Annotated in this window: 13 protein-coding genes and 1 pseudogene; 6 read left to right on the forward strand and 8 right to left on the reverse strand. The window is 61.2% G+C overall.

What is annotated here, in order from left to right:
- Nucleotides 1–14: 14 nt before the first annotated feature.
- The 4 genes from J2X20_RS13815 to J2X20_RS13830 all read left to right on the forward strand — a co-directional run bounded on the left by J2X20_RS13815 (nt 15) and on the right by J2X20_RS13830 (nt 8,560).
- Nucleotides 15–3,113, forward strand: coding sequence for an error-prone DNA polymerase (locus J2X20_RS13815; RefSeq protein WP_310265678.1), 3,099 nt, complete (start codon nt 15–17; stop codon nt 3,111–3,113).
- Nucleotides 3,114–3,165: 52 nt separating this feature from the next.
- A complete protein-coding gene (locus J2X20_RS13820) occupies nt 3,166–4,038 on the forward strand; it encodes a hypothetical protein (RefSeq protein ID WP_310265680.1) in 873 nt (290 codons plus the stop codon).
- A 135-nt stretch (nt 4,039–4,173) separates the two neighbouring features.
- Nucleotides 4,174–7,170 (forward strand): P-loop NTPase fold protein, encoded by a 2,997-nt coding sequence (locus tag J2X20_RS13825; RefSeq protein ID WP_310265682.1) that lies wholly within the window; start codon nt 4,174–4,176, stop codon nt 7,168–7,170.
- Nucleotides 7,171–7,282: 112 nt separating this feature from the next.
- Complete coding sequence (locus J2X20_RS13830; RefSeq protein ID WP_310265684.1) at nt 7,283–8,560, forward strand: HNH endonuclease; 1,278 nt, start codon at nt 7,283–7,285, stop codon at nt 8,558–8,560.
- Nucleotide 8,561: 1 nt separating this feature from the next.
- On the opposite strand, the gene J2X20_RS13835 is transcribed toward J2X20_RS13830, so the two are convergent.
- From J2X20_RS13835 to J2X20_RS13865, 8 genes are all read right to left on the reverse strand, one after another.
- Nucleotides 8,562–8,873, reverse strand: coding sequence for a helix-turn-helix transcriptional regulator (locus tag J2X20_RS13835; protein ID WP_310265687.1), 312 nt, complete (start codon nt 8,871–8,873; stop codon nt 8,562–8,564).
- 255 nt (nt 8,874–9,128) lie between these two features.
- Nucleotides 9,129–11,012, reverse strand: coding sequence for an HAD family acid phosphatase (locus J2X20_RS13840; protein ID WP_310265689.1), 1,884 nt, complete (start codon nt 11,010–11,012; stop codon nt 9,129–9,131).
- Between the two features lie 178 nt (nt 11,013–11,190).
- Complete coding sequence (locus J2X20_RS13845) at nt 11,191–11,472, reverse strand: hypothetical protein (RefSeq protein ID WP_310265692.1); 282 nt, start codon at nt 11,470–11,472, stop codon at nt 11,191–11,193.
- A gap of 137 nt (nt 11,473–11,609) precedes the next feature.
- Complete coding sequence (locus tag J2X20_RS29485) at nt 11,610–11,924, reverse strand: helix-turn-helix domain-containing protein (RefSeq protein ID WP_409034165.1); 315 nt, start codon at nt 11,922–11,924, stop codon at nt 11,610–11,612.
- 662 nt (nt 11,925–12,586) lie between these two features.
- The gene (locus J2X20_RS13850; RefSeq protein ID WP_310265694.1) at nt 12,587–12,874 is read right to left on the reverse strand and encodes a hypothetical protein; all 288 of its coding nucleotides are present in this window, start codon (nt 12,872–12,874) and stop codon (nt 12,587–12,589) included.
- A gap of 70 nt (nt 12,875–12,944) precedes the next feature.
- Nucleotides 12,945–14,756: a site-specific integrase gene (locus J2X20_RS13855; protein ID WP_310265696.1), complete on the reverse strand. Its 1,812-nt coding sequence runs from the start codon at nt 14,754–14,756 to the stop codon at nt 12,945–12,947.
- Between the two features lie 2 nt (nt 14,757–14,758).
- Complete coding sequence (locus J2X20_RS13860; protein ID WP_310265699.1) at nt 14,759–16,435, reverse strand: hypothetical protein; 1,677 nt, start codon at nt 16,433–16,435, stop codon at nt 14,759–14,761.
- A complete protein-coding gene (locus J2X20_RS13865) occupies nt 16,432–17,595 on the reverse strand; it encodes a tyrosine-type recombinase/integrase (RefSeq protein WP_310265701.1) in 1,164 nt (387 codons plus the stop codon). The genes J2X20_RS13860 and J2X20_RS13865 overlap by 4 nt, the downstream gene beginning before the upstream one ends.
- 87 nt (nt 17,596–17,682) lie before the next feature.
- Here J2X20_RS13865 and J2X20_RS13870 point away from each other — a divergent pair.
- Nucleotides 17,683–18,279 (forward strand): annotated as a pseudogene (locus J2X20_RS13870) (ATP-binding protein); the annotation flags it as partial.
- 38 nt (nt 18,280–18,317) lie between these two features.
- Entirely contained in the window at nt 18,318–19,256 is a 939-nt protein-coding gene (locus J2X20_RS13875; RefSeq protein WP_310265703.1) for an ABC transporter substrate-binding protein, read from the forward strand.
- Nucleotides 19,257–19,291 lie beyond the last annotated feature (35 nt).

A 19,291-nucleotide genomic window follows, 5' to 3' on the forward strand; every position in this document is an offset into this window, starting at 1 on the left:
CGCGTGGGACAGGCATGGCCGACCTTCCCGACTACGCCGAGCTTCGGTGCATCAGCAATTTCAGCTTCCTTGAAGGGGCGAGCTGGCCCCAGGAGCTGGTCGAGCGCGCCAAGCAGCTGGGCTATTCGGCCATTGCGATCACGGACATGTGCTCGATGGCGGGCGTGGTGCGCGCCCACGTGGAGGCCAAGGCCCAGGGTCTGACGCTTCTGGTCGGCTGCCAGTTCGCCGTTACCTGCGACTTCCCGTTCACGCTGGTGGTGCTGGCCTGCAACCTGAACGGCTACGGCAATCTCTGCCAGCTCATCTCCAAGCTGCGGCGCCGCTCTGAGAAGGGCACCTACGAGATGACGCCCGAGGACGTGACGCTGGGCTCGCTGGACGACTGCGTCGTCATTGCCTGCCCGACGCGGCACGCGCTGTCGCCGGCGCTGATGCGCCTCGGGCGCTGGCTGCTGACGCACTTCACGGGTCGTGTCTGGCTGGGGCTGGATCTGCTGCGACGTGCCGACGACGAGATCCGGCTGCTGCGCATGCGTGAGATCAGCGCAGAGACCGAGATTCCGCTGGTCGCAGTCGGCAACGTGACCATGCATCAGCGCAGCCGGCGGGCATTGCTCGACGTCATGACGGCCACGCGCATCGGCAAGCCGCTGACGGAATGCGGCCGGGCGCTGGACATCAATGCCGAGCGCCATCTGCGAACGCGCGGGCGGCTGGCGCGGACCTTCCCGGCTGATCTGCTGGAGCAGACCCTGCGGGTTGCCGAGCAGTGCGACTTCAGCTTGGACGAGATCGGCTACCAGTACCCAGCGGAGGTGGTGCCCGAAGGCGAGACCGCCGGCAGCTACCTGCGCAAGATCACCTACGAGGGGGCCGGTCGACGCTGGCCAAACGGCATCCCCGCGACGATCAGCGAGCTGATCGAGCGCGAGCTGGGCTTAATCGAAGAGCTGAAGTACGAGCACTACTTCCTCACCGTCGCTGACATCGTCATGTTTGCGCGCCGCGAAGGGATCCTGTGCCAGGGGCGCGGCTCAGCAGCCAACAGCGTCGTCTGCTACGCCTGCGGCATCACCGAGGTGGATCCGGCGCGGATGAGCGTGCTGTTCGAGCGCTTCATCTCGAAAGAGCGCAACGAGCCGCCCGACATCGACGTGGACTTCGAGCACGAACGCCGCGAAGAGGTCATCCAGCACATCTACAGGAAGTACGGCCGCGATCGCGCCGCTCTGACAGCCGTCGTCATCAGCTACCGCGTGAAGTCGGCGCTGAAGGATGTCGGCAAGGCCTTGGGCTTTGAGCTGCCGCTGCTGGACCAGCTCAGCGGCAACTACGGCTGGTGGGACAGCGACGAACTGGACACCACGCGCGTGTCCGAGGTCGGCATCGACGTCGAAGACCTCAGCACGCAGCAACTCATCGTGCTCACGCGGCAGATCCTGTCCATGCCGCGGCACATGTCGCAGCATCCGGGTGGTTTCGTTCTGACGCAGGGGCCGCTGTCGCGCATCGTGCCCATCGAGAACGCGTCGATGGATGAGCGCACGATCATCCAGTGGGACAAGGACGACATCGACGTGCTGGGCCTGCTCAAGGTCGACGTGCTGGCGCTCGGCATGCTGACGGCCGTCCGCAAGGCCCTCGCAGGTATCGGCGAGACGCTGGGCTACCCGTTCTCGATGCAGGACATCCCGGCAGAGGACCCTGCCACCTACGACATGATTTGCGAGGCCGACACGGTCGGCACCTTCCAGATCGAGTCACGCGCCCAGCGCAGCATGCTGCCGCGGATGCGGCCGGTGTGCTTCTACGACTTGGTCATTGAGGTGGCCATCGTGCGGCCTGGGCCCATCGTTGGGAACATGGTCCACCCGTACCTGAGGCGCCGGCAGGGCAAGGAAGAGGTGACCTACCCGAGTAAGGCGCTGGAGGCGGCGCTTGGCCGCACGCTGGGCGTGCCGCTCTTCCAGGAACAGGTCATGCAGGTCGCGATGATCGCCGCGGGCTACACCGGCGGCGAGGCCGATGCGTTGCGGCGCGACATGGCGGCCTGGAAGCGCAAGGGCGGCCTGAAGAAGCACTACGAGAAGATCGTGAACGGCATGGCCGCGCGCGGCTACGACTTGAGGTTCGCCGAGGACATCTTCAAGCAGATCGAGGGCTTCAGCGAGTACGGCTTCCCGGAGAGCCACGCCGCGAGCTTTGCGCTGATCGTCTACGTCAGCTGCTGGATCAAGCGGCATTACCCGGCGCACTTCCTGGCGGCCATCATCAACTCGCAGCCGATGGGCTTTTATCAGCCGGCCCAGCTCGTGCGCGACGCACGCCGGCATGGCGTTGAGGTTTTGCCGGTGGACGTCATGTACTCAGACTGGGACTGCAAGATGGAGCCCCACGGCAGCGGCCTGGCTGTGCGGTTGGGCCTGCGGCTGATCGATAGGCTCACGAAGGCCTCGGCCGAGGCAATCAGCGCCGCGCGCCAATTGGCGCCCTTCGATAGCGCCGAGGACCTGGCCGTCAAGACCGGACTCAACCAGCACCAGATGACGTGCCTGGCCGCAGGCGATGCGTTGATGAGCCTGTCTGGCCACCGACGCCAGCAGGTCTGGGATGCGGCCGCGCCACGGCTCATGCCGGCGCTGCTGCAGGACGCCCCCATCGACGAGGACTACTTGGAGCTGGAGGAGGCCAGCGAGGGCGAAGCTGTGGAGCACGACTACGCCTCCACCGGCCTGACCCTGCGCTCGCACCCACTGGCGCTACTACGCAAGGATCTAGAGGCGCTGGGCGTGAAGACGTCCGCTGACCTGGAGATGGCGCCTGATCGCCGGGAGGTCTACACCGCCGGCATTGTGGTGACGCGCCAGCAGCCGGAGACGGCCAACGGCACCGTCTTCATCAGCCTCGAAGACGAGCATGGCGACGTCCAGGTCATCTGCCACCGCGCGATCTGGGAGAAGTACCGCCAGGCCATGATGGGCGCACGCCTGATGGGCGTGAAGGGGCGCTGGCAGCGCGCCGATGGCGTTTGCAACCTGATCGCTGGCTACCTCGAAGACCGCACCGACATGCTGGGCGCGTTGAAGACCAAGAGCCGGAATTTTCACTAGGCCAGTCATAACGCCAAGACAACGGCCCGCCAGCCCGGCTCAAAATCGACCCATGGGACCCGACGATGCCATCAAAGCCTGCGAGGGCGTGCTGCTCGAGGCGATCCAATGGAACGACTATCTGAAGCGCCTGCCCAGCGAGTGCACCATTGCACGACGTCTGCTGGACAACCGTGATCGCCTGGCCGACTCGTACGCCGAGCTCTATCTGAAGCTCGGCAACGGCCCTGCCCTGAACAGTTTCCTGGGCCTCGTGCTCAGCGCGGCGGCCGTGTGGGGGGATGACCTTGAACCTGAAGACCTGGCCCTCAAGGCGGAGCTCATCCAGCTGAACCGACGCATCGCAAGGTCTGCGGCCGAGCTGTCAGGCTTCCTGGATCGCCGAGAGGACTTGCGCCACAGCTCGGGTCTCAAGGATCAGACCTTCTACAACGTCGCCGATCTGATCGATGCCGCCGGCGACAACGACCTGTACCGATACAAGCTGACGGCATCTATCGACGAGTTGCGCCAAAGGTTCGACTGGAAGCACTGGCCATCGCTCGCCGGTGTCGCCGAGGCCCTGGGCAGGGACGCCGATGAGGCCAGAGTTCCTGAAGACTCGTCAGCAACGCTGGAAGTTGCAAGCCAGATCGCGCCAGGCTCGCCGGAACGCTTCCTGTCCACGGTGTTTCACATGCTGTCCAACATCCGCATGAAGAACAAGGGCATGTTCCCGGACCCCTTTGATGTCACCAATGAATCGCTGGCCGCCTTGACAAACACCGCTCTGCGCCTGGTCGGTGACGACCGGCTGCGCGCGGCCACCGTGGATGACTACTACGGTGACTGGGCCGAGGCTCGCTTGGGGTTTCGCCATAGCCGCATCCCATACGCGGACAGCATGCCGGATTTCGGAGACACGGACGCGCCCCCAAGACCGTAGCAACCGCGCGCCACAGAAAGTCCGGCCGCAGTTCGACGTTGCAATACCTTTGCGGCCTGCGCACCGGCGTACGCAGTTCACGCCAATAACACACTCACAGGCAAGCTAGGCGGCGAGACGACATATGCATCGCTGATGATCCAGAAAAACGGGCTGCAGCATTGGGCAGCACCGAAAGAGGCGCCAACTGGCGCGGGAGGAAGAAGCATGTCTAAAGCGAAAAACCAGGCGATCAGGATGCCGGAACTGCTGGTGTTCGGCAGGTCGCTGCTGCTGGGCGCCGCCTTAACCGAGATCTTCTGGGTTGCATTTCTGTCCACGCGCGCGTTTGCAGAGCGACTCGTTGACGAATGGGTGGCCTCGCTGGGAATACCGCTCTTTCTCGTCGTGATCTTCCTGGTCGGCTTCTATGGATACAAGCGCGGAACCAAGGACCACCTCGCCAAAGTGGTACGCAGCGGCCGTGTCGACCTCCTGCTGATGCTGGTGCTGGGCGCTTGGGCAACCTTCCTTCTCGCGCCACAGCTGGAAAAGTTCCATGCCGTTGTGCTTCAGGCGCCTTGGCAGTGGGCGCCAACGTTTCTGACGATGGCGCTGGTTCTTTTCGGATCGTCACTTCGCCAGCGCTCTGGTCGGGCTCTGACTTCCAACACACCGTCGTACTTCCTGGCTGATACCGAAATCGACGAGCCGACGCAGGACGCGTTAGGCGTGTCGCAGAACGCGGAACAGTTCGCGGACCTCGTGCTGGCCAACGGCACCCACGCTGGCCTGGTTTTTGGTCTCGATGGCCCCTGGGGCATCGGCAAGACTAGCTTCATCAATCTAGCCGAAGCTCGCTGGAAGGAGAAGGCTGCGGACTCTGTCATCGTCTTCAAATTCCAGCCACTGAGGTATGCAAGTGAGCCGGACTTGTCGGAGCGCTTTATCAAGGAACTGTGCAAAGCCATTCAACAGAAAGTGTTTGCGCCGGAGTTCCTGCCGGCCGCGAACCGCTATTCCCGCATGCTCAAAGGCAAGACCGACGTGTCGATCCTGGGCATCAAGCTCACCTTCGAGCCATCCGAGGAGACCGTCGACGAACTCCTTGAAAACATCGACGACGTCCTGCAGCAGGCCGGACGGCGCCTGATTGTTGTCATCGATGACTTAGACCGGCTGGACTCCAAGCTGGTCAACAACGTGCTCTTCACGGCACGCCGGACGTTCAGGCTCAGGCACGCCCACTACGTCCTCTGCTACGACACCGAGATGCTGGTCGCCGGCAAGGAAGAAGGCGGGCGCGCTCGCGAGTTCCTCGAAAAGTTCATCAACGTCAAGCTGAGCCTGTTCATCGACGGCCAGACCATCGAGAAATTTCTGAAGTCGGACTGGATGGTGCAACAGGAGCGCTTGCGGATCATGCCCGCCGACACCATCGACAGGATGTCTGCTGTCATGACCACTGTGGCAGGACTCATGGCCGGTGAGAGCGCAGATCAGTACATGCCGCTGCTGGGCGACTTGCGCAAGATCAAGCGATTCGTCAACGCCATGCTGATGATGCGGATCACCGAAGCCGACCTCGATGGTGGCGACTTCCACTATCCGGACTTGATCAATTTGATGCTGCTGCATCTGCTGTACCCAGGACTGTTTCGCCGCATCTACGCGGAGGAGACCGAAGGGCGTGCAGGAACCTTTTCTTTGCGGTGGACGGATGATGCTGAGACAGCCTTCCACGCAAATCACGATGACTTTGGGGAGGTAGTCCAGTCTCTGGAAAAACCAGCACAGTTCCTTGTCAATCAACTGTTCGATCGCAACACGTTGGGATTTAGCAAAGCCAGCCGACCGAATGAACTGGCCTATCGGACGAGGGCGTGCTTCAACACCGACAGCAGAAACCTGCAGAACTACTTGAGCCTCATCGTGAGGTTCGTCGTGCCCGAGAAGGCTGAGACCTACCGTCTCTACATCGACGCGGTGAACCAGATCATTGAGGGTACGACTACCACCCCCGAGGTTCTTGCGCGCGACGAATTCAATCTCCGACGAGGCGACAAAACCCACGACAAGTTTTGGCAGACGCTGCTCAGCAATGCTCGGCTTCTCAGTCGAAAAGATGCGGACCAGGCGATCGACACGCTGCTGAGCTACTTGCCGCGATACGCCAGCCATGAACTCGGCGACAACGGCCTTCGACAACGCTCGGTCACCTTGCTAATTCTGTTGCTCGACCGCGCTGGCTACGGCGAACCACAAGACGGCGGCGTGAGAGATTCCGAGCTTCAGGTGGAAATCGCCAAGCGCATTCTTGACGCCAATCCAGCCAGCTATGGAGAGTCGCTCGTCGACGTCATGACCAAGACAGATCGGGGGGCACTCGGCTACGAAGACTTGTTGACCTTCCGCCTCCGATGCTGCATGGATCGAGGCGGCCAGACGCAATCACTCTTCAGCGCACTGCTGCTGTACGACAACCCGACCGCTACGACCGGCGGTGAGGTGACGGAACTGACGGTAAGGTCAATGCGCCGATTGAGCCAGGAGGTGTTCAAACGATTCCGGCGCGACTACATCGATCGCAAGCTGAACTTCTTCCAGGAGGTCGACAAGCTCGAAGATGACGCCATATTTGGAGATGCTGGCGTACCAGCTGACTTGACTCCCTTAGAAGCAAAACAGGCCGCTGAAGTGGCCAGGTCGTCCATCAAGACCTTCGTAGTTCACCAGTTGACCAACGACGAGCAGCCGCATGGCCTGGGAGTCGGCTGCGGCCTCTACGATCCCGTCGGTGAGATGGACGCAGGCCGCATTCGAGTTGAAATGGTCAACTACTTGCTGGATTTCTGCTTCAACCCCATGTTGGAGAACATCGCCAATGCGCGAGCGTTTGGGGACTTTTGCCTCAGCAGCCTGAGAGAGTCCAGGGTCTCGGCGCCGGGCGCCACGGATTCCGACCTCGCGAAGGCTGCGCTGACAAGGCTCTTGCCGGTCGAAGAGCTACGCGGCTTCTGGATCAAGCATGGCCCGAAGCTGAAGAACCTCCTCACCAACGAGAAACGCACGGTCCTGACGTACAAGTTCGAAGCGAAGTACGAGTACTGGATCCCAATCTTCAGGGACGTGCTCGACGAGATGGTGAAGTAGCTCGTTTCCGACTCGTCGGACGGTGTGACGGCGATGCGCCCTGGTCAGCGGCGATGCGGGCCGCACCTGACCACTCACGGGCACACGACAGAACAGCCGAGGGAGCAAGAAAGTGGCAATCAGCCGACCATCGAAATACGACCCGCTCATCGATCACCTGAAGTCGCTGGGCACTCACGAGGTCAAACTGACTTTCGCCGAAATCGACGCGCTGCTAGGCGACAAGCTACCACCAGCCGCACTGCAATACCCAGCCTGGTGGGCCAACTCGCCCACCGACCCGACGCATTCGTGGGCCCGCCGTTGGACGGCCGCAGGGTGGCTGGCGCGTGTCGATCTCGCTAACGAGCGTGTCACCTTTGAGCGAGCAGGCAGTGCTCCACCGCCGATGCGCCTGATTGATCTGCGCCCAACCCATCACGAGCCTGTGATGGATCTGGTGGAACGGGCTGGCATTGACGTATCCGGCTGGGCGCTAACGGCCGACAACGTCCCGGTAGCCAATCCCCGCGCGAATCCGAACTACTGCTACAACTGGTCGTTCGGTTCGCCGATGGAAGGCTTCGTCCTGTGCCTCTGGTACGACGAGCTGTCTGAGCGCGATTCGCAGATCGTTTCGGACAACGACATGGGCCATCACCTTCAGACGCTGGAGCGCCTGCGCAGCGAAGCTGGTCCGGACGCTGCAAAGCGCAGTCGCCTCAGCCAACAGATCCGGCGGGCTCAAGAATTCTTGTACGCCGTGGAAGAGTCGCGTCGACGCAATCAGCCCCTGCAGGTGATCATCAACGCCGGCGTCCGGCGCGACGACGTCGAGATAGGTGAAGCCTCTTCTCGCGTCGCATTTCGAGAACTGGACTACGAGCCTTGGTACGTTCATGGCCACGACGAAGCCCGTGGTCGCTGGCTGATTGTCCGTGGCGTTCGCCCGGGCGCAGACGAAGACTCCACCCCCTTGCCTGTCGAGGATGACACGTCACCAGGCGCCGACGACGCACGACGCTTGGGGACCATTCGAGTGCGTCGCGGCCAGGCGAAATTTCGCGCTGACCTTATCGGTGCCTACGGCGGCAAATGCGCCGTGACGGGAACGCGCATCGAAGAACTCCTCGAGGCAGCGCACATCGTTCCCCACGCTCAGGGCACCAACTACCGCATCTCAAATGGACTGCTTCTGCGCGCGGACATTCACACGCTGTATGACTTGCATCTGCTGTCCGTGGACGACCGATACCGCGTGCATTTGTCCAAGCGTCTCATGCTGACTGACTATCTGAGGTACCACGGCGCGGAACTGAGATCATTTCCGACCACCAGCGCTCAACAGCCATCCTCCATCTATTTGAAGGAACGGCACGACAGGTTCATCGCTGAGGAGTCTGCTCGATAGGTCAGTCGCCTGAGCCCTTCGAGGAGGCGCGCTGCCGACCATGCCCGAGCCTTCGCAGCTCCAAAGGGCGGACCGTGACTCTTGGCGCCAACGCGCCCAGCCAATCCTCGCGACCGAGTACGCGAAGCACCCGGACCAGGGTGTAGAGGGTCGCGCCGCGCCCCGTTTCCAAGTTCACAACCGCCGTCCGCGACACGCCGGCCCGTCTGGCCACTTCCAGCTGCGTGATGTTCTTGTCAAGCCGAAGACGAGCAATGTCTTCGCCAAGCTTGGCGATCAGCTCGTCCGGTGTGAAAGCACTCAACGTATTCATTTGCGGTCACAAAGCCCAAAAGCTGGCTTCAATGACTGTTTTTGAACACATTGAAGGGTGGCAACTTTTGAGGCCATAGGGCCTGGCCATTTTCGCCAAACCGCTGAGCCACGGAGCGGCCCATGATCGAGTCGCCTCGAGTGGACCGCGCCCACAACGCGGTCACAACGCGGCTCGGCAGCCCGAACCGTGGGCTGCGAAGCGCCCTGACCTGCGCCTTCTTCTATGCGGTTCGATCGCGACGACCGATGACGCCTAGGGCTTGATTTCGACAGCGACGGCGCAGTGGTCCGAATAGAGCGCGACAGCCTTCTTGTGGTCGGTGATCGGCAAGCCAGTCGCCGGGTCGACGTAGGGGATCGTCCTCGCGCTCTGGGGCACCAACAGCGTCTCCGCGCCCCCGCCCAGCACGATGTGCTCGATCGCGTCGCCGGCAAACCTCGTGTCGAAGCAGCCTGCCGGATGTTTGACACCGGCCGTGGCCAAGACGACAGGTGCTGCGGAGAAGTCACCGCCGTCGATCCAGGCACCGAGCGAGTGCATCTTGCAGTCGCCGGTGGCCGGGCTGCAGGCTCGTTCCGCGGGAGAGGCAAAGCTGCGATTGAAATCACCAAGCACGATGTAGCGCTCGCGGGTCACTTCCTTCTGGGCGATCCAAGCCGCCAAGGTTGGCGCCTGCTGCGACAGCTGTCGGCAGTGGTCGGTATTGGCGTCGAGTGGATCCTCGGCGCAACGAGACTTCAGATGGACTGAGAGGACCGTCAGCATGCTGCCGTCTTTGAGCTTCAGGCTGACTTCAAGACCGCCGCGCCTGTCACGCGGAAGCGCATCGCCGAGAGACACGAACTCCTTCACGACGGGCGCGAAGCTTGGATCAAGAACGGAACGACGGATGGCCAAGGCCGCCTTCTGCCACCCACCTTGCGAATAAGCTGCGAGGAAATAAGTGCCTTTGGGGATCAGCGCGCCAGCGTTACTGCTGGTCGCAGCCAGGTCGCCATCGAAGATCTTCTGAATCGCAGGCAGGCCCTGAACTTCCTGGATGCCAACGATGTCCGCATCGAGCACCTTGGCGTGGATAGCCATGCGCTCATAGTCCACAAACTGGCGGAACGGCGCGCCTTTGCGGCACTCGACTGACGGCCGATCGTCCAGCCCTGGCTTGGCCTTGGCCTCTTCACGACAGTTCTGCGCTTGGGCCGCGGTGAGCACGTCGTTGGCGAACCAAGCCATGTTCCACGTCGCGACCTTCAGCGTCGAGCCAGCGGAAATCGGCACGGGGCCAGGAGCCGGCACGGCCCACCCCTCAGGCGGCTTCAATGCCGAGACACGCCCAGCGACGGTCGCCGGGACTGCCTTCTCCCAGGACCCGTACATCGGGTTGGGGATCACAAACCAGCGTTTGCCGAGCTGGGTCATGGCCCTGGCGGTGGCTAGATCCGGTGACCCAGCGCGCAAGGCCGTGACGTTGGCCACGGGCAGAAAGTCGCCCATGTCATCGCCGACTAGCATGACGATCTTGTGGGTGTCGGCCACGACCTGGCGCCGCTTCGTCTTGTCGCTCGCTTCCCATTCCGGCTTCTGCTTCTTCAGCATCAGCGCATCCGGGTCGGCCGCCCGCTCGAAACCAAGGCGGATAAGGTTGTTGCGCGTGTGGGTGAGCGCCGGGCAGGGGTCCGTAGCCCTGGGTACGCACTCCCGGTTGGTGATGAAGAACACGTCGACCTTCAGCTTCTTGGCCAGCTTCACAAACTCGACTGCGCCGGGCAGCGCCACGGCTTTTTCCAGGGCGACCCAGTCCTCCCAGGTAGGCGAGCTCCACTGCTCACCCTTCTGGATCAACCAAGCGTTGTAGGCCGAGTTGTCCAGCACCGTCTCGTCGATGTCCATGACGACGGCCTTGCGGCCAGTCGAGGCGGCCCCCTGCTCAAGCGAGGCCCAGCTCGCCTGTTTGGAGACGGTCAACAGCGCCGTGCCGGCCGCCCGGTACGCCGCGATGGTGGCGGCCTGATGCTCGATCGCCTGCTGCGTCCACAACACGCTATTGAGCTGCGCGACGTTGAGCTCGGTTGGGCCCGCCGCAGAGGCCACCCCAACGAACAGCCCCACTACCAATGCGATCCAGTGCTTGCCGGCCATGCCGCCCTCCCTTCATACGCTTTGATGAGCCTCGGCAGCTTTGCAGGCCTCTGAGGCGCCCACATCCACATCTTTGAGGACTAAACCCTGAAGGTCGGTGTGCATTCCGACGCTGTTGCTCTGTCGGTCCAACGTGGACGATCACCGGCTGGCCGAACTGGCTTCAAACTGCGTGGATTCAGTTCTTTCCAGCCGGCGCATCAGCCGATCCTGCGGCGCAGGGACCCTGGGCAGGCGAGGAGATTTTCCCAACAGTCGTCGCCCCAGCGGTCTTCGGCCGGGCAAGGGCCAGCGGCTTGGCCGAGCCGACCATCAGGCCCTTTGTGCTTCGCGGCTCGCTTGCCTTGAGGTCGCGCACCTGATCGCGCGTGAGCCCGGTCGCGAACACGCGCGCCGCCTTTTCCCACAGCTCGGTGGAGACGGAGACGAACTTGCCCGGGGCGACTCGAACTCGTTTCATGTGCGGACCCTGATTAAGTGCAACTTTAGCCGCACGGTGTGCCCGATGTCGGCGGGGGACTAGCTGCTCAAGATCTCCTGGACGAATGCTCAATAGCGTCCGGAACTTGCAAGCGTAGGCCTCCGCAATCGGCGTAGCTATCGCGTCCGCGCCGTCACTCGCCTCCGCATGAACGCTTTCTCGGCTTGCTGCAAGAGCTCGAAAGTCTCACATCCCAGCCCCTTAGCAAGCTTGAGCATCGCCAACAACGTAGGCTGGCTGACGCCTCGCTCCAGCCGACTGAGATACGAGCGCTCGATGCCTGAGGTGAGCGCCAAGAACTCTTGCGACATCCCAGCCGCCAAACGCCGCTCTTGCAGTGCGGTGCCGAACACCTTCGCGATGGCGGGGTCGAGGCTTTTAACTCCTTTGGGACGGCCGGGTTTTGGAGCGCTTGAGGGGCGGAAGGACATCCGCCCAAGGCTCTTACGGCTGCGCTTTTTAAGCCACGTTATATATAACTCAAGATGTCGATGTACATTGCGCGGCGCCCTCGCGCCGCCAATAATCGGCTTGAGTTATCAAATCCTCGGCCACTGGTTCTCCAGATCTAGTCCATGTTTGTGACTTATCCAGACAGTGAGTTGGAGATGCCCGTCGGCCTCGGTGCGCCAGGTGCAAGGCACTGGCGAGTTGCGCAGTTGACGCTGCACGCTCCCTGGTTCGTTCTGACGATCACACCGGCCGAAACTGCGTGTGAGGGCGGCCTGCTTCAGACGCTACTCATCGCGTCGGAGCGAGACTTAGTGGAGGTGCTGCGGTCCGTGCATCCAGGCCGGATCCGTAGTCTCGTTTGCATGATGCCGGGATGGCGTTCACCGAGCGGCCAGTGGATGTCTCGCGAAGTGCGGGAGGTTTGGCTTGGAGGCGAGCAAGACAGTCCCAACCAAGTGTGGCTGGTGGACGTGAATGGCGTGCCATTCGACGCCGGGTTGCACGGCTTAGATAGCGGATTTGAAGCTGCCAAGAAATCGCTACTGCTGTGCCTGCAAACAGCAGCCACCAACCGCGGCAAGCCATCGCGACGGCGCGGCCAACCGACACGGTCCAGTTGACGGCCTGAACGGCCATTTTTTCACTTGTCTTTCCGAGACCTCAGCTTTGCCATCTGACGCAGCGTCTGAATCTCGGCCTGCTGTTCAACACACACGAGGAGTAGCGCTTTGTACTGCTCCGCGCTCTTCCTAAGCTGGAGTGAAAGCGCCTCATTTCGATCTTTCAGGCCGTCGGGTGATGCGATGGCGGCGCGTTTGCCACCGGCGCCTCCTCGTATCTTTTCCACCAGCCCACGGTGATGGGCATAGAGGTTGGATCGATTGACGCCAGCAGCCGCACAGACGGCGCTGACAGAAGGCCGTCTCATCGGAGTTCGGTGAAGTAGGAAGGCCAGCGCCGCTTCCACTCGGGCTTCAACGCCAAATTGAGCTGTCCTTTTAGCCACGCTGCTCTTCGCTCTCCGGCGCCGCCGCTTTGATCCGAATGACTTTGCCAAGCACGGCGCGAGTGTTCGCAAGCCTGCGCTCCGCGAGCGCGCGGGTCTGTTGAGGCAAGTCCGGCTGGTTCAGAAACTGCTCCTCCCGCGTCGCTCGGTCGTTCCACCAGGGCAGGTGCACATGTGTCACGCTGAAGTTCGTGCAGGTGGAGCAAACCTCCGGAGACCTGCCAAGCTCATTTGGCCCTCTCTCATCGCCATCGCAGGCTGAATGCAGCTTGGAGTACACACAATATCCCCAATCGCAGGGCGCGAGCATCACTCCCTTCCTTATCAGTTCGTTGATGAGGCTCGTCAGGTCTGCACGGCCTTTGAACTGCCTAACCTCAGACCTGAGCTTTTCTAGGTTTGGTGCGGCGCGACCGAAGACCTGATCACAGGTCAGCAAATGTTCAAGTTGCCGAGCCAGCTCTTGTCGGTCCTCTGCATCCAGCAACGCTGCTAGCTCATGGTCGATGCCGACGTACACCTGATCTGTGAACGAGCGGTAGACGTGACCTAGATGGGCTGACACAGCCTCTAGGTTCCGCCGATCGCGTCGAACCGCCAACTGCGCAAAAGTCTTGCGCAGCATGTGGGGGTGGAACCACTCCGCTTGAATCGCACCCTCGCGATGCCCGGCCACACAAAACGCATTCAGTCTGGATGCCAGCGTCGTCGCGGACCATCTGATGCTCTTGCGGCTGGGGAGGAAGGTTGGCGCGCCCTGCGGACGCGTGAGAAGTAGCGCCTTACTTGTGGTTGGTCCGCGATTCCGCGCGTACGCGCCAAGGGATACAAGCAGTGCGACGACTTCGGGGATCGGGTCTCCGGCCACCCATTTCCTCGTCAGCCCATTGCTTTTTGCAGCTACGCCCACCAAGTATGCGAAACCTTTCTGGTCATCGGCCGCTTCTTCGATAAGGCAATCGACGTCCAATGCGAGCGCTTCACTCGCTCTAAAGCCAACCAGTATCAGCAACAGGAAGAGGCAGGCCCCTTCTGTAATGGATAATGCAATCGACATTACCTTGTATGTCGGACCGCTAAAAGTCAAGCTATCGCGCAACCGACCAAATTCCGGTTTCGCTTCCAACTGCTGGTAGAAAAGCTTACTGAGGCGGGACCGCTGACCCTTGGACTTGCCCACCATCTTCTCGAAACGTTGTGCAATTTCTAGAGCAGCCTGCGAAATGAAGGGTCCAAACTCTCTAATCCATCTCAACGCATCATATATAAGCGGAAAAGCAACTTGATCCGGAAGGGCTCCCCAAGACAAGCTACCGCGCGTTGGAACTCTCGCCCTTATCTCCGTCTCAATTTCCCGGGGGTTAAATCTCAGAGGGTGCGTATATAGTGAGCGCAATTCCCACATGGAGTCAAAGAGTGCCAGATAACTCTTCAATGTAGAGTCATTGACTCTGTGCCCATCCCGAGGAGCTATTTCCTTGCATATGGCCAAAAGATCCTGTGGCTGCAGGTCACTTAACCGCCAGATTGCGTGTCCAGTCATCCATCTGACAATACGCTTCAGCTTTACAAGGTAAAGCTGTATGGTGCTTGGACTATAAGCAATTCCTCGAGGAGCCGCTGGACCGAACATCGCCGAGAAGAAGCCCTTACAAGAAGTGAGGAGGGTGTGACGCTGGTGTTTGCTCCCCACGCCCTCGACAAGGAACTTGTTCCACTCGACCGTCAGCGCCTGATCCGGATACAGAGGAAAGGCTTCCATCACCCAAATGGAGCGCCCCTGTGTTTTAATAACGGAAGACACGGCTACTCCAAATAAGGCACAAGATGCGGCCTAACCATCGTCCTTGCGATAGCAAGAATATTTGGCGGCACTGCTGGAAGTATTGAAGTCCTGAGAATCTCCAGGCTATCCTCATAAAGTGCCTTATAACGGGGCCACCAGCCGTTAGCCATTGCGCGCTTCTTAGCTGAATCGAGCGCGTCCATAGCGCTGAGTAGCGCTGCGACTACGTGTGGGTCGTCTACGGGCACCAAAGCGCCGGGACACGTACTGCAGCGGGTGAAGTTCAAGCACCGATGGCCGGGCGCTGTCTTGCCGTCGAGGCCACCGAACGGATCGCTACAGTCGAATCCAAACACCGTTCTTGCCGCGGTATATCGATTGCCATCTGCTGACGGGGTCAATTCAGGGACGGTCTGCGCACTTTGCCGAATCAGCTGCCCTTGAAACTGCACAACCTTTTCGTCAAATTGCCTCCGCATATCCTCGGCCCCGGTATAACCAGCGGTCGTTCGGGCGGTCCTGTGATTTAACCTCTTTCGAGCAGCGTCGACCGATCCACCGGCAATTCGATGTGCCTTTGCGACATGAAACCTCCAGTCCTTAAAGTCAAAGTCTGGGAAACCGTGCTGTTTGATAAAATCTGCAAGGCAGTTATGCAACGACTGAAGACTTGGCACTTCAGGCCGCGTCCCCTGGGTTGAAGCAGCGAGGAAGGCAAAGCCTTTGTCGCGCGGTTTAGCCTTTTCCCGTAAGCTTCGGTTCAGCGCCAGGATTTTTCGGATGATGTTTGGCGCCGACCACTTCATGTGCTGGGGAAAGTCAACCCTCTGCTCTCTGCCTGATCTTGGTTTGTCCCAGTTTATGCACTCAAGATCCTCTCGAAGCGGATGTGGGGAGATGCAGTCCATGAATAGCATCCTAATGGCCATCGGATTTCCGCCTGTCTGAATAACCACTGCCAAATAGAATGGCAGTATGTCAGCGGTCCCCAGGGAAAGCAGAAGGCGGAGTGCTCGATGCCCCCCTGCATCATTGATCCTTCGAACTAGGTTTCCGCGGGATCCAGCTAGGCCGCGCTGAGTCGGAATTGATCCTTTGCCAAACGCCACCGCATCGCAAAGGGTCTGCGACAGAAATCGTTCCGATTCGTTCTCATAGTCACCCGCGAGAAGACGGCGACCTTGTTCTAAGCGGCGCTCGACTTTGGTTATTTCCTCGTAGCAGGCTGCAAGAATTCGCTTGACCTGCTCCTTTTCTAGCCGACCTCGCCGCTTAGGCTCCTGCCTACGAAATGAGGGAACCATAAAACTCGCGTCTTGATCCAGCAAGCCCGGGCGGTTCCTTTGGCACCATCGAAGCAATATCAGTACGTTTGCCTGCACTGATTGGGCGGTGCTTCCCGCCAGGCCCGAACCAGCTAACCACCTATGAAAATTCATCGGCAATTGCGCGCACAACGGTAACGTAACAGTCGCTTTGGGTTCGGTGATATATACAAGAAGCTTACGAATACATCTGAAGGCTTGTCGCTGAGTCTCCTTTGCGAGGTGCCCATATTCCGCAGCGTGTGCACTCAGCAGGCCATCTGCCAGCTCCGATGGGACATTGAATTCGGACAAGTCAAAGGTTGAGATGATGCTTCCGTCTGCGGCGACATGCCTTCGAATCAGGACAGTTGTTTGATCCGCGCCAGTCATTGGGTGTTCCCATAAAGGTAGTCCAGCGCAGACACAACAGCGTCACTCGATACCTCAAGCGACTGCAGATAAACCTCTGTAGTTTCCGCATTGGAATGGCCTAATAGAACTTGAAGAGTTTTTAAGCTATTCAGTTCGGCCCCTTCACGCCTAGATTTCTCCAAGCACTTCAAGACATTAACCGCAAACGTGTGCCGCAAGTGGTGAAGCGTTGCCTCGCTGCCGATCAGATTTGCGCAGCGACGAAATTCTCGTGAGAGCGATTGCCTAGAGACCGCGCGTCCCTGTCTGTTCAGAAAGACCACGTCCTCGAACCCAGGCATCGGTTTGGGCCTGTCCGCGATCCAGTACCAATTCGTTTCTTCGATAAGCGAGGCTGGAGCATAGATAGGAGCTTCTTTGCCTCCCTTCCGTCGAATCTGAATTTTCGACAAACCGTCTTCGTCGAACGGAAGACTTTGCGGCGAAGGCAGCATGGACTTGAGCAGATCGTGGATCTCGAAACGTCTCATTCCAGTTACGAGGCACCAGCGAAACATTAATCGAAACACCGAGCGGACATGACCGAATAGGCGAATGAGTTCTTCAACGCCAAGCTGCCTAGGGTGCCGCACTACAACGCGACGTGCGAGCGATCTCTTGTCGCCAGAACGCCCGCGCAAAAATTCGCCAACGAGCGATTCAAATCCGTTTACTTGCGCCCAGAGGTAGAACTGAGCTACGACCGTCACCCGCAGATTCGCAGTCGCAGAGGAAACGCGCGAGCGGCTTCGGGTTTCGGCGTGAAAGAGCTTTGTGCGATATAGCTGCAGCGTCTCCTCCGTTGCGCTAAGCAGTAATTCGTCTGAAGGCAGTGCCACCCCCTCAGCGCTGTTCCAAAGATGCTCGAGCCAATCGAGCAGGCATTCGGCATACGTGCGCTGAGAATCGCCCGTACGCCCCCTGCTTTCCAGTGCGCATCTGGCCAAAAAGAGCGCAGCCGCTCGCACCGGCATCCCCGCCCCGTCAACCGGGACAGAAAGCAGAGGAAGATGACGAAACCGGGCCTCTGCGGTCTCTGCGAGCCGTGCAACGTCGCCGAGCACTTCCCCGAGTTGCGGCATGATCTCCTGAGGTCTCAGATGTACGAGGCGATGTTCCCTAGAGCCGCTGAAAGTCATCGTGGCTGCATCGTGCTGTCGAGGTGTGTCCACCGTAGCAGCAAGGCCTGGGCGATGAAACAGACATACAAAGCGCGACACCTAATCCCCGAATTCCCCCGTGCCGCGCTGGAAGCCCTGCGCGAACCACTGGAGACCGGCCGCATCCTGATCTCGCGCGCCGCACGCCAGGCTGAATTCCCGGCGCGCTTCCAGCTCGTCGCGGCGATGAACCCCTGCCCCTGTGGTCATCTGGGCAGCCCCTTGAAGGCCTGCCGCTGCACGCCCGACCAGGTGTCGCGCTATCAGGGCCGACTCAGCGGCCCCTTCCTCGACCGCCTGGACCTGCTCATCGAGGTCACCGCCATCCCGCCGCGGGAGCTGCAAGACCTCGCGCCCGGTGAGGCCAGCGCCGTCGTCGCGCAGCGCGTGGCGGCCGCGCGTGAGCGTGCGGTGGCGCGCCAGGGGGTGGCCAATGCGCAGTTGCAGGCCCAGGACCTGAACGACCACGCCGCGCTGGAGCCGGCCGCCAAGGCCCTGCTGGAGCGCTCGGCCGAGCGCCTGGGCTGGTCGGCGCGCAGCTTCCACCGCGTGCTGCGCGTGGCCCGTACGGTGGCCGACCTGGCGGGGGCGGTGGTGATCGGCAGCCCGCACGTCGCTGAAGCCATCCAGTTGCGCCGGGGGCTGCCCGGCCAGGCAGTCTGAGCATGGTCAGGGTCCGACTGGCAATCGGGCTGGCCGTCATGCTGCTGTCGGTCCCAGCTTCACCGTTGCATGCCGCGACGATCAACATCGCCATGCCCAGCGGGCCGGTCTCCCTGCCATTGCTGGTGGCCCTCGAACAGCGCTTCTTCCAGGCCGAGGGCCTGGACGTGGTGCGCATCCCCTGCAACAGCGGCAAGGCCTGCCTGGCCGCGCTGCGATCCGGCAGCGCCGACATGGCCGCCAGCGCCGAATTCGCCGTCGCCATGACGGCCGCGCAGACGCCCGCCGTCGCCATCCTCGCCTCCATCGGCGAGTCCACGGCCCAGATCAAGCTCATCGCCAGCCGCCGCGCTGGCGTGCGGCAGGGCGCCGACATGTCCGGCAAGCGCATCGCCACGGTGGCCGGCACCTCGGCCGAGTATTTCCTGGACCGCTGGCTCACCTACCAGGGCATAGACCCGGATCGCGTCAAGCTGGGCTTTGCCGAGCCGGGCGCCCTGGGTGATCTGGTGCAGCAGGGCAAGGCCGCCGCCGCCGTGGTGTGGGAGCCGGAGGCCAGCCGCATCGAGGACAAGCTGGGCGAAGACGCCGTCCGCCTGCCTTCGGCCCATGTCTACACCCAGCACTTCTGCATCGCGGCCCAGGCCCGCGCCGTCGAACGCGACCGGCCGCGCTACGAGAAGGTCTTGCGCGCCCTGCTGCGGGCCCAGCGCTTCATCGCCGACTCGCCCGCCGAGGCCCAGGCCATCCTGGCGGCCAGCCTCAAGATCACGGCCACGGTGGCCCAGCGTCTGATGACCGAGCAGGACTATCGTGTCGCCCTGCACACCTCGCTGCCCACCACCATGCTCAGCCAGATCCGCTGGCAATTGGGCCAGGACGGCAAGCCGACGGAGCCCGCGCCTTCGATGCAGCAGCTCATCGATGCCCGCCCATTGCAGTCCGTCGCACCGGCTGCGGTCACACTGGCACGATGAGGCCCGGCCCGCGGGCCATTCAGGAAAGACGTCCC

Source organism: Roseateles saccharophilus (assembly GCF_031458095.1).
GTDB lineage: Bacteria > Pseudomonadota > Gammaproteobacteria > Burkholderiales > Burkholderiaceae_C > Pelomonas > Pelomonas saccharophila_A.

What these genes read in the sequence shown, in the direction of transcription:
- J2X20_RS13815 (WP_310265678.1), top strand. Translation starts at nt 15, where the DNA reads ATGGCCGACCTTCCCGACTACGCCGAGCTTCGGTGCATCAGCAATTTC.
- J2X20_RS13820 (WP_310265680.1), top strand. Translation starts at nt 3,166, where the DNA reads ATGGGACCCGACGATGCCATCAAAGCCTGCGAGGGCGTGCTGCTCGAG.
- J2X20_RS13825 (WP_310265682.1), top strand. Translation starts at nt 4,174, where the DNA reads ATGATCCAGAAAAACGGGCTGCAGCATTGGGCAGCACCGAAAGAGGCG.
- J2X20_RS13835 (WP_310265687.1), bottom strand. Translation starts at nt 8,873, where the DNA reads ATGAATACGTTGAGTGCTTTCACACCGGACGAGCTGATCGCCAAGCTT.
- J2X20_RS13840 (WP_310265689.1), bottom strand. Translation starts at nt 11,012, where the DNA reads ATGGCCGGCAAGCACTGGATCGCATTGGTAGTGGGGCTGTTCGTTGGG.
- J2X20_RS13845 (WP_310265692.1), bottom strand. Translation starts at nt 11,472, where the DNA reads ATGAAACGAGTTCGAGTCGCCCCGGGCAAGTTCGTCTCCGTCTCCACC.
- J2X20_RS29485 (WP_409034165.1), bottom strand. Translation starts at nt 11,924, where the DNA reads ATGTCCTTCCGCCCCTCAAGCGCTCCAAAACCCGGCCGTCCCAAAGGA.
- J2X20_RS13850 (WP_310265694.1), bottom strand. Translation starts at nt 12,874, where the DNA reads ATGAGACGGCCTTCTGTCAGCGCCGTCTGTGCGGCTGCTGGCGTCAAT.
- J2X20_RS13860 (WP_310265699.1), bottom strand. Translation starts at nt 16,435, where the DNA reads ATGACTGGCGCGGATCAAACAACTGTCCTGATTCGAAGGCATGTCGCC.
- J2X20_RS13865 (WP_310265701.1), bottom strand. Translation starts at nt 17,595, where the DNA reads ATGACTTTCAGCGGCTCTAGGGAACATCGCCTCGTACATCTGAGACCT.
- J2X20_RS13875 (WP_310265703.1), top strand. Translation starts at nt 18,318, where the DNA reads ATGCTGCTGTCGGTCCCAGCTTCACCGTTGCATGCCGCGACGATCAAC.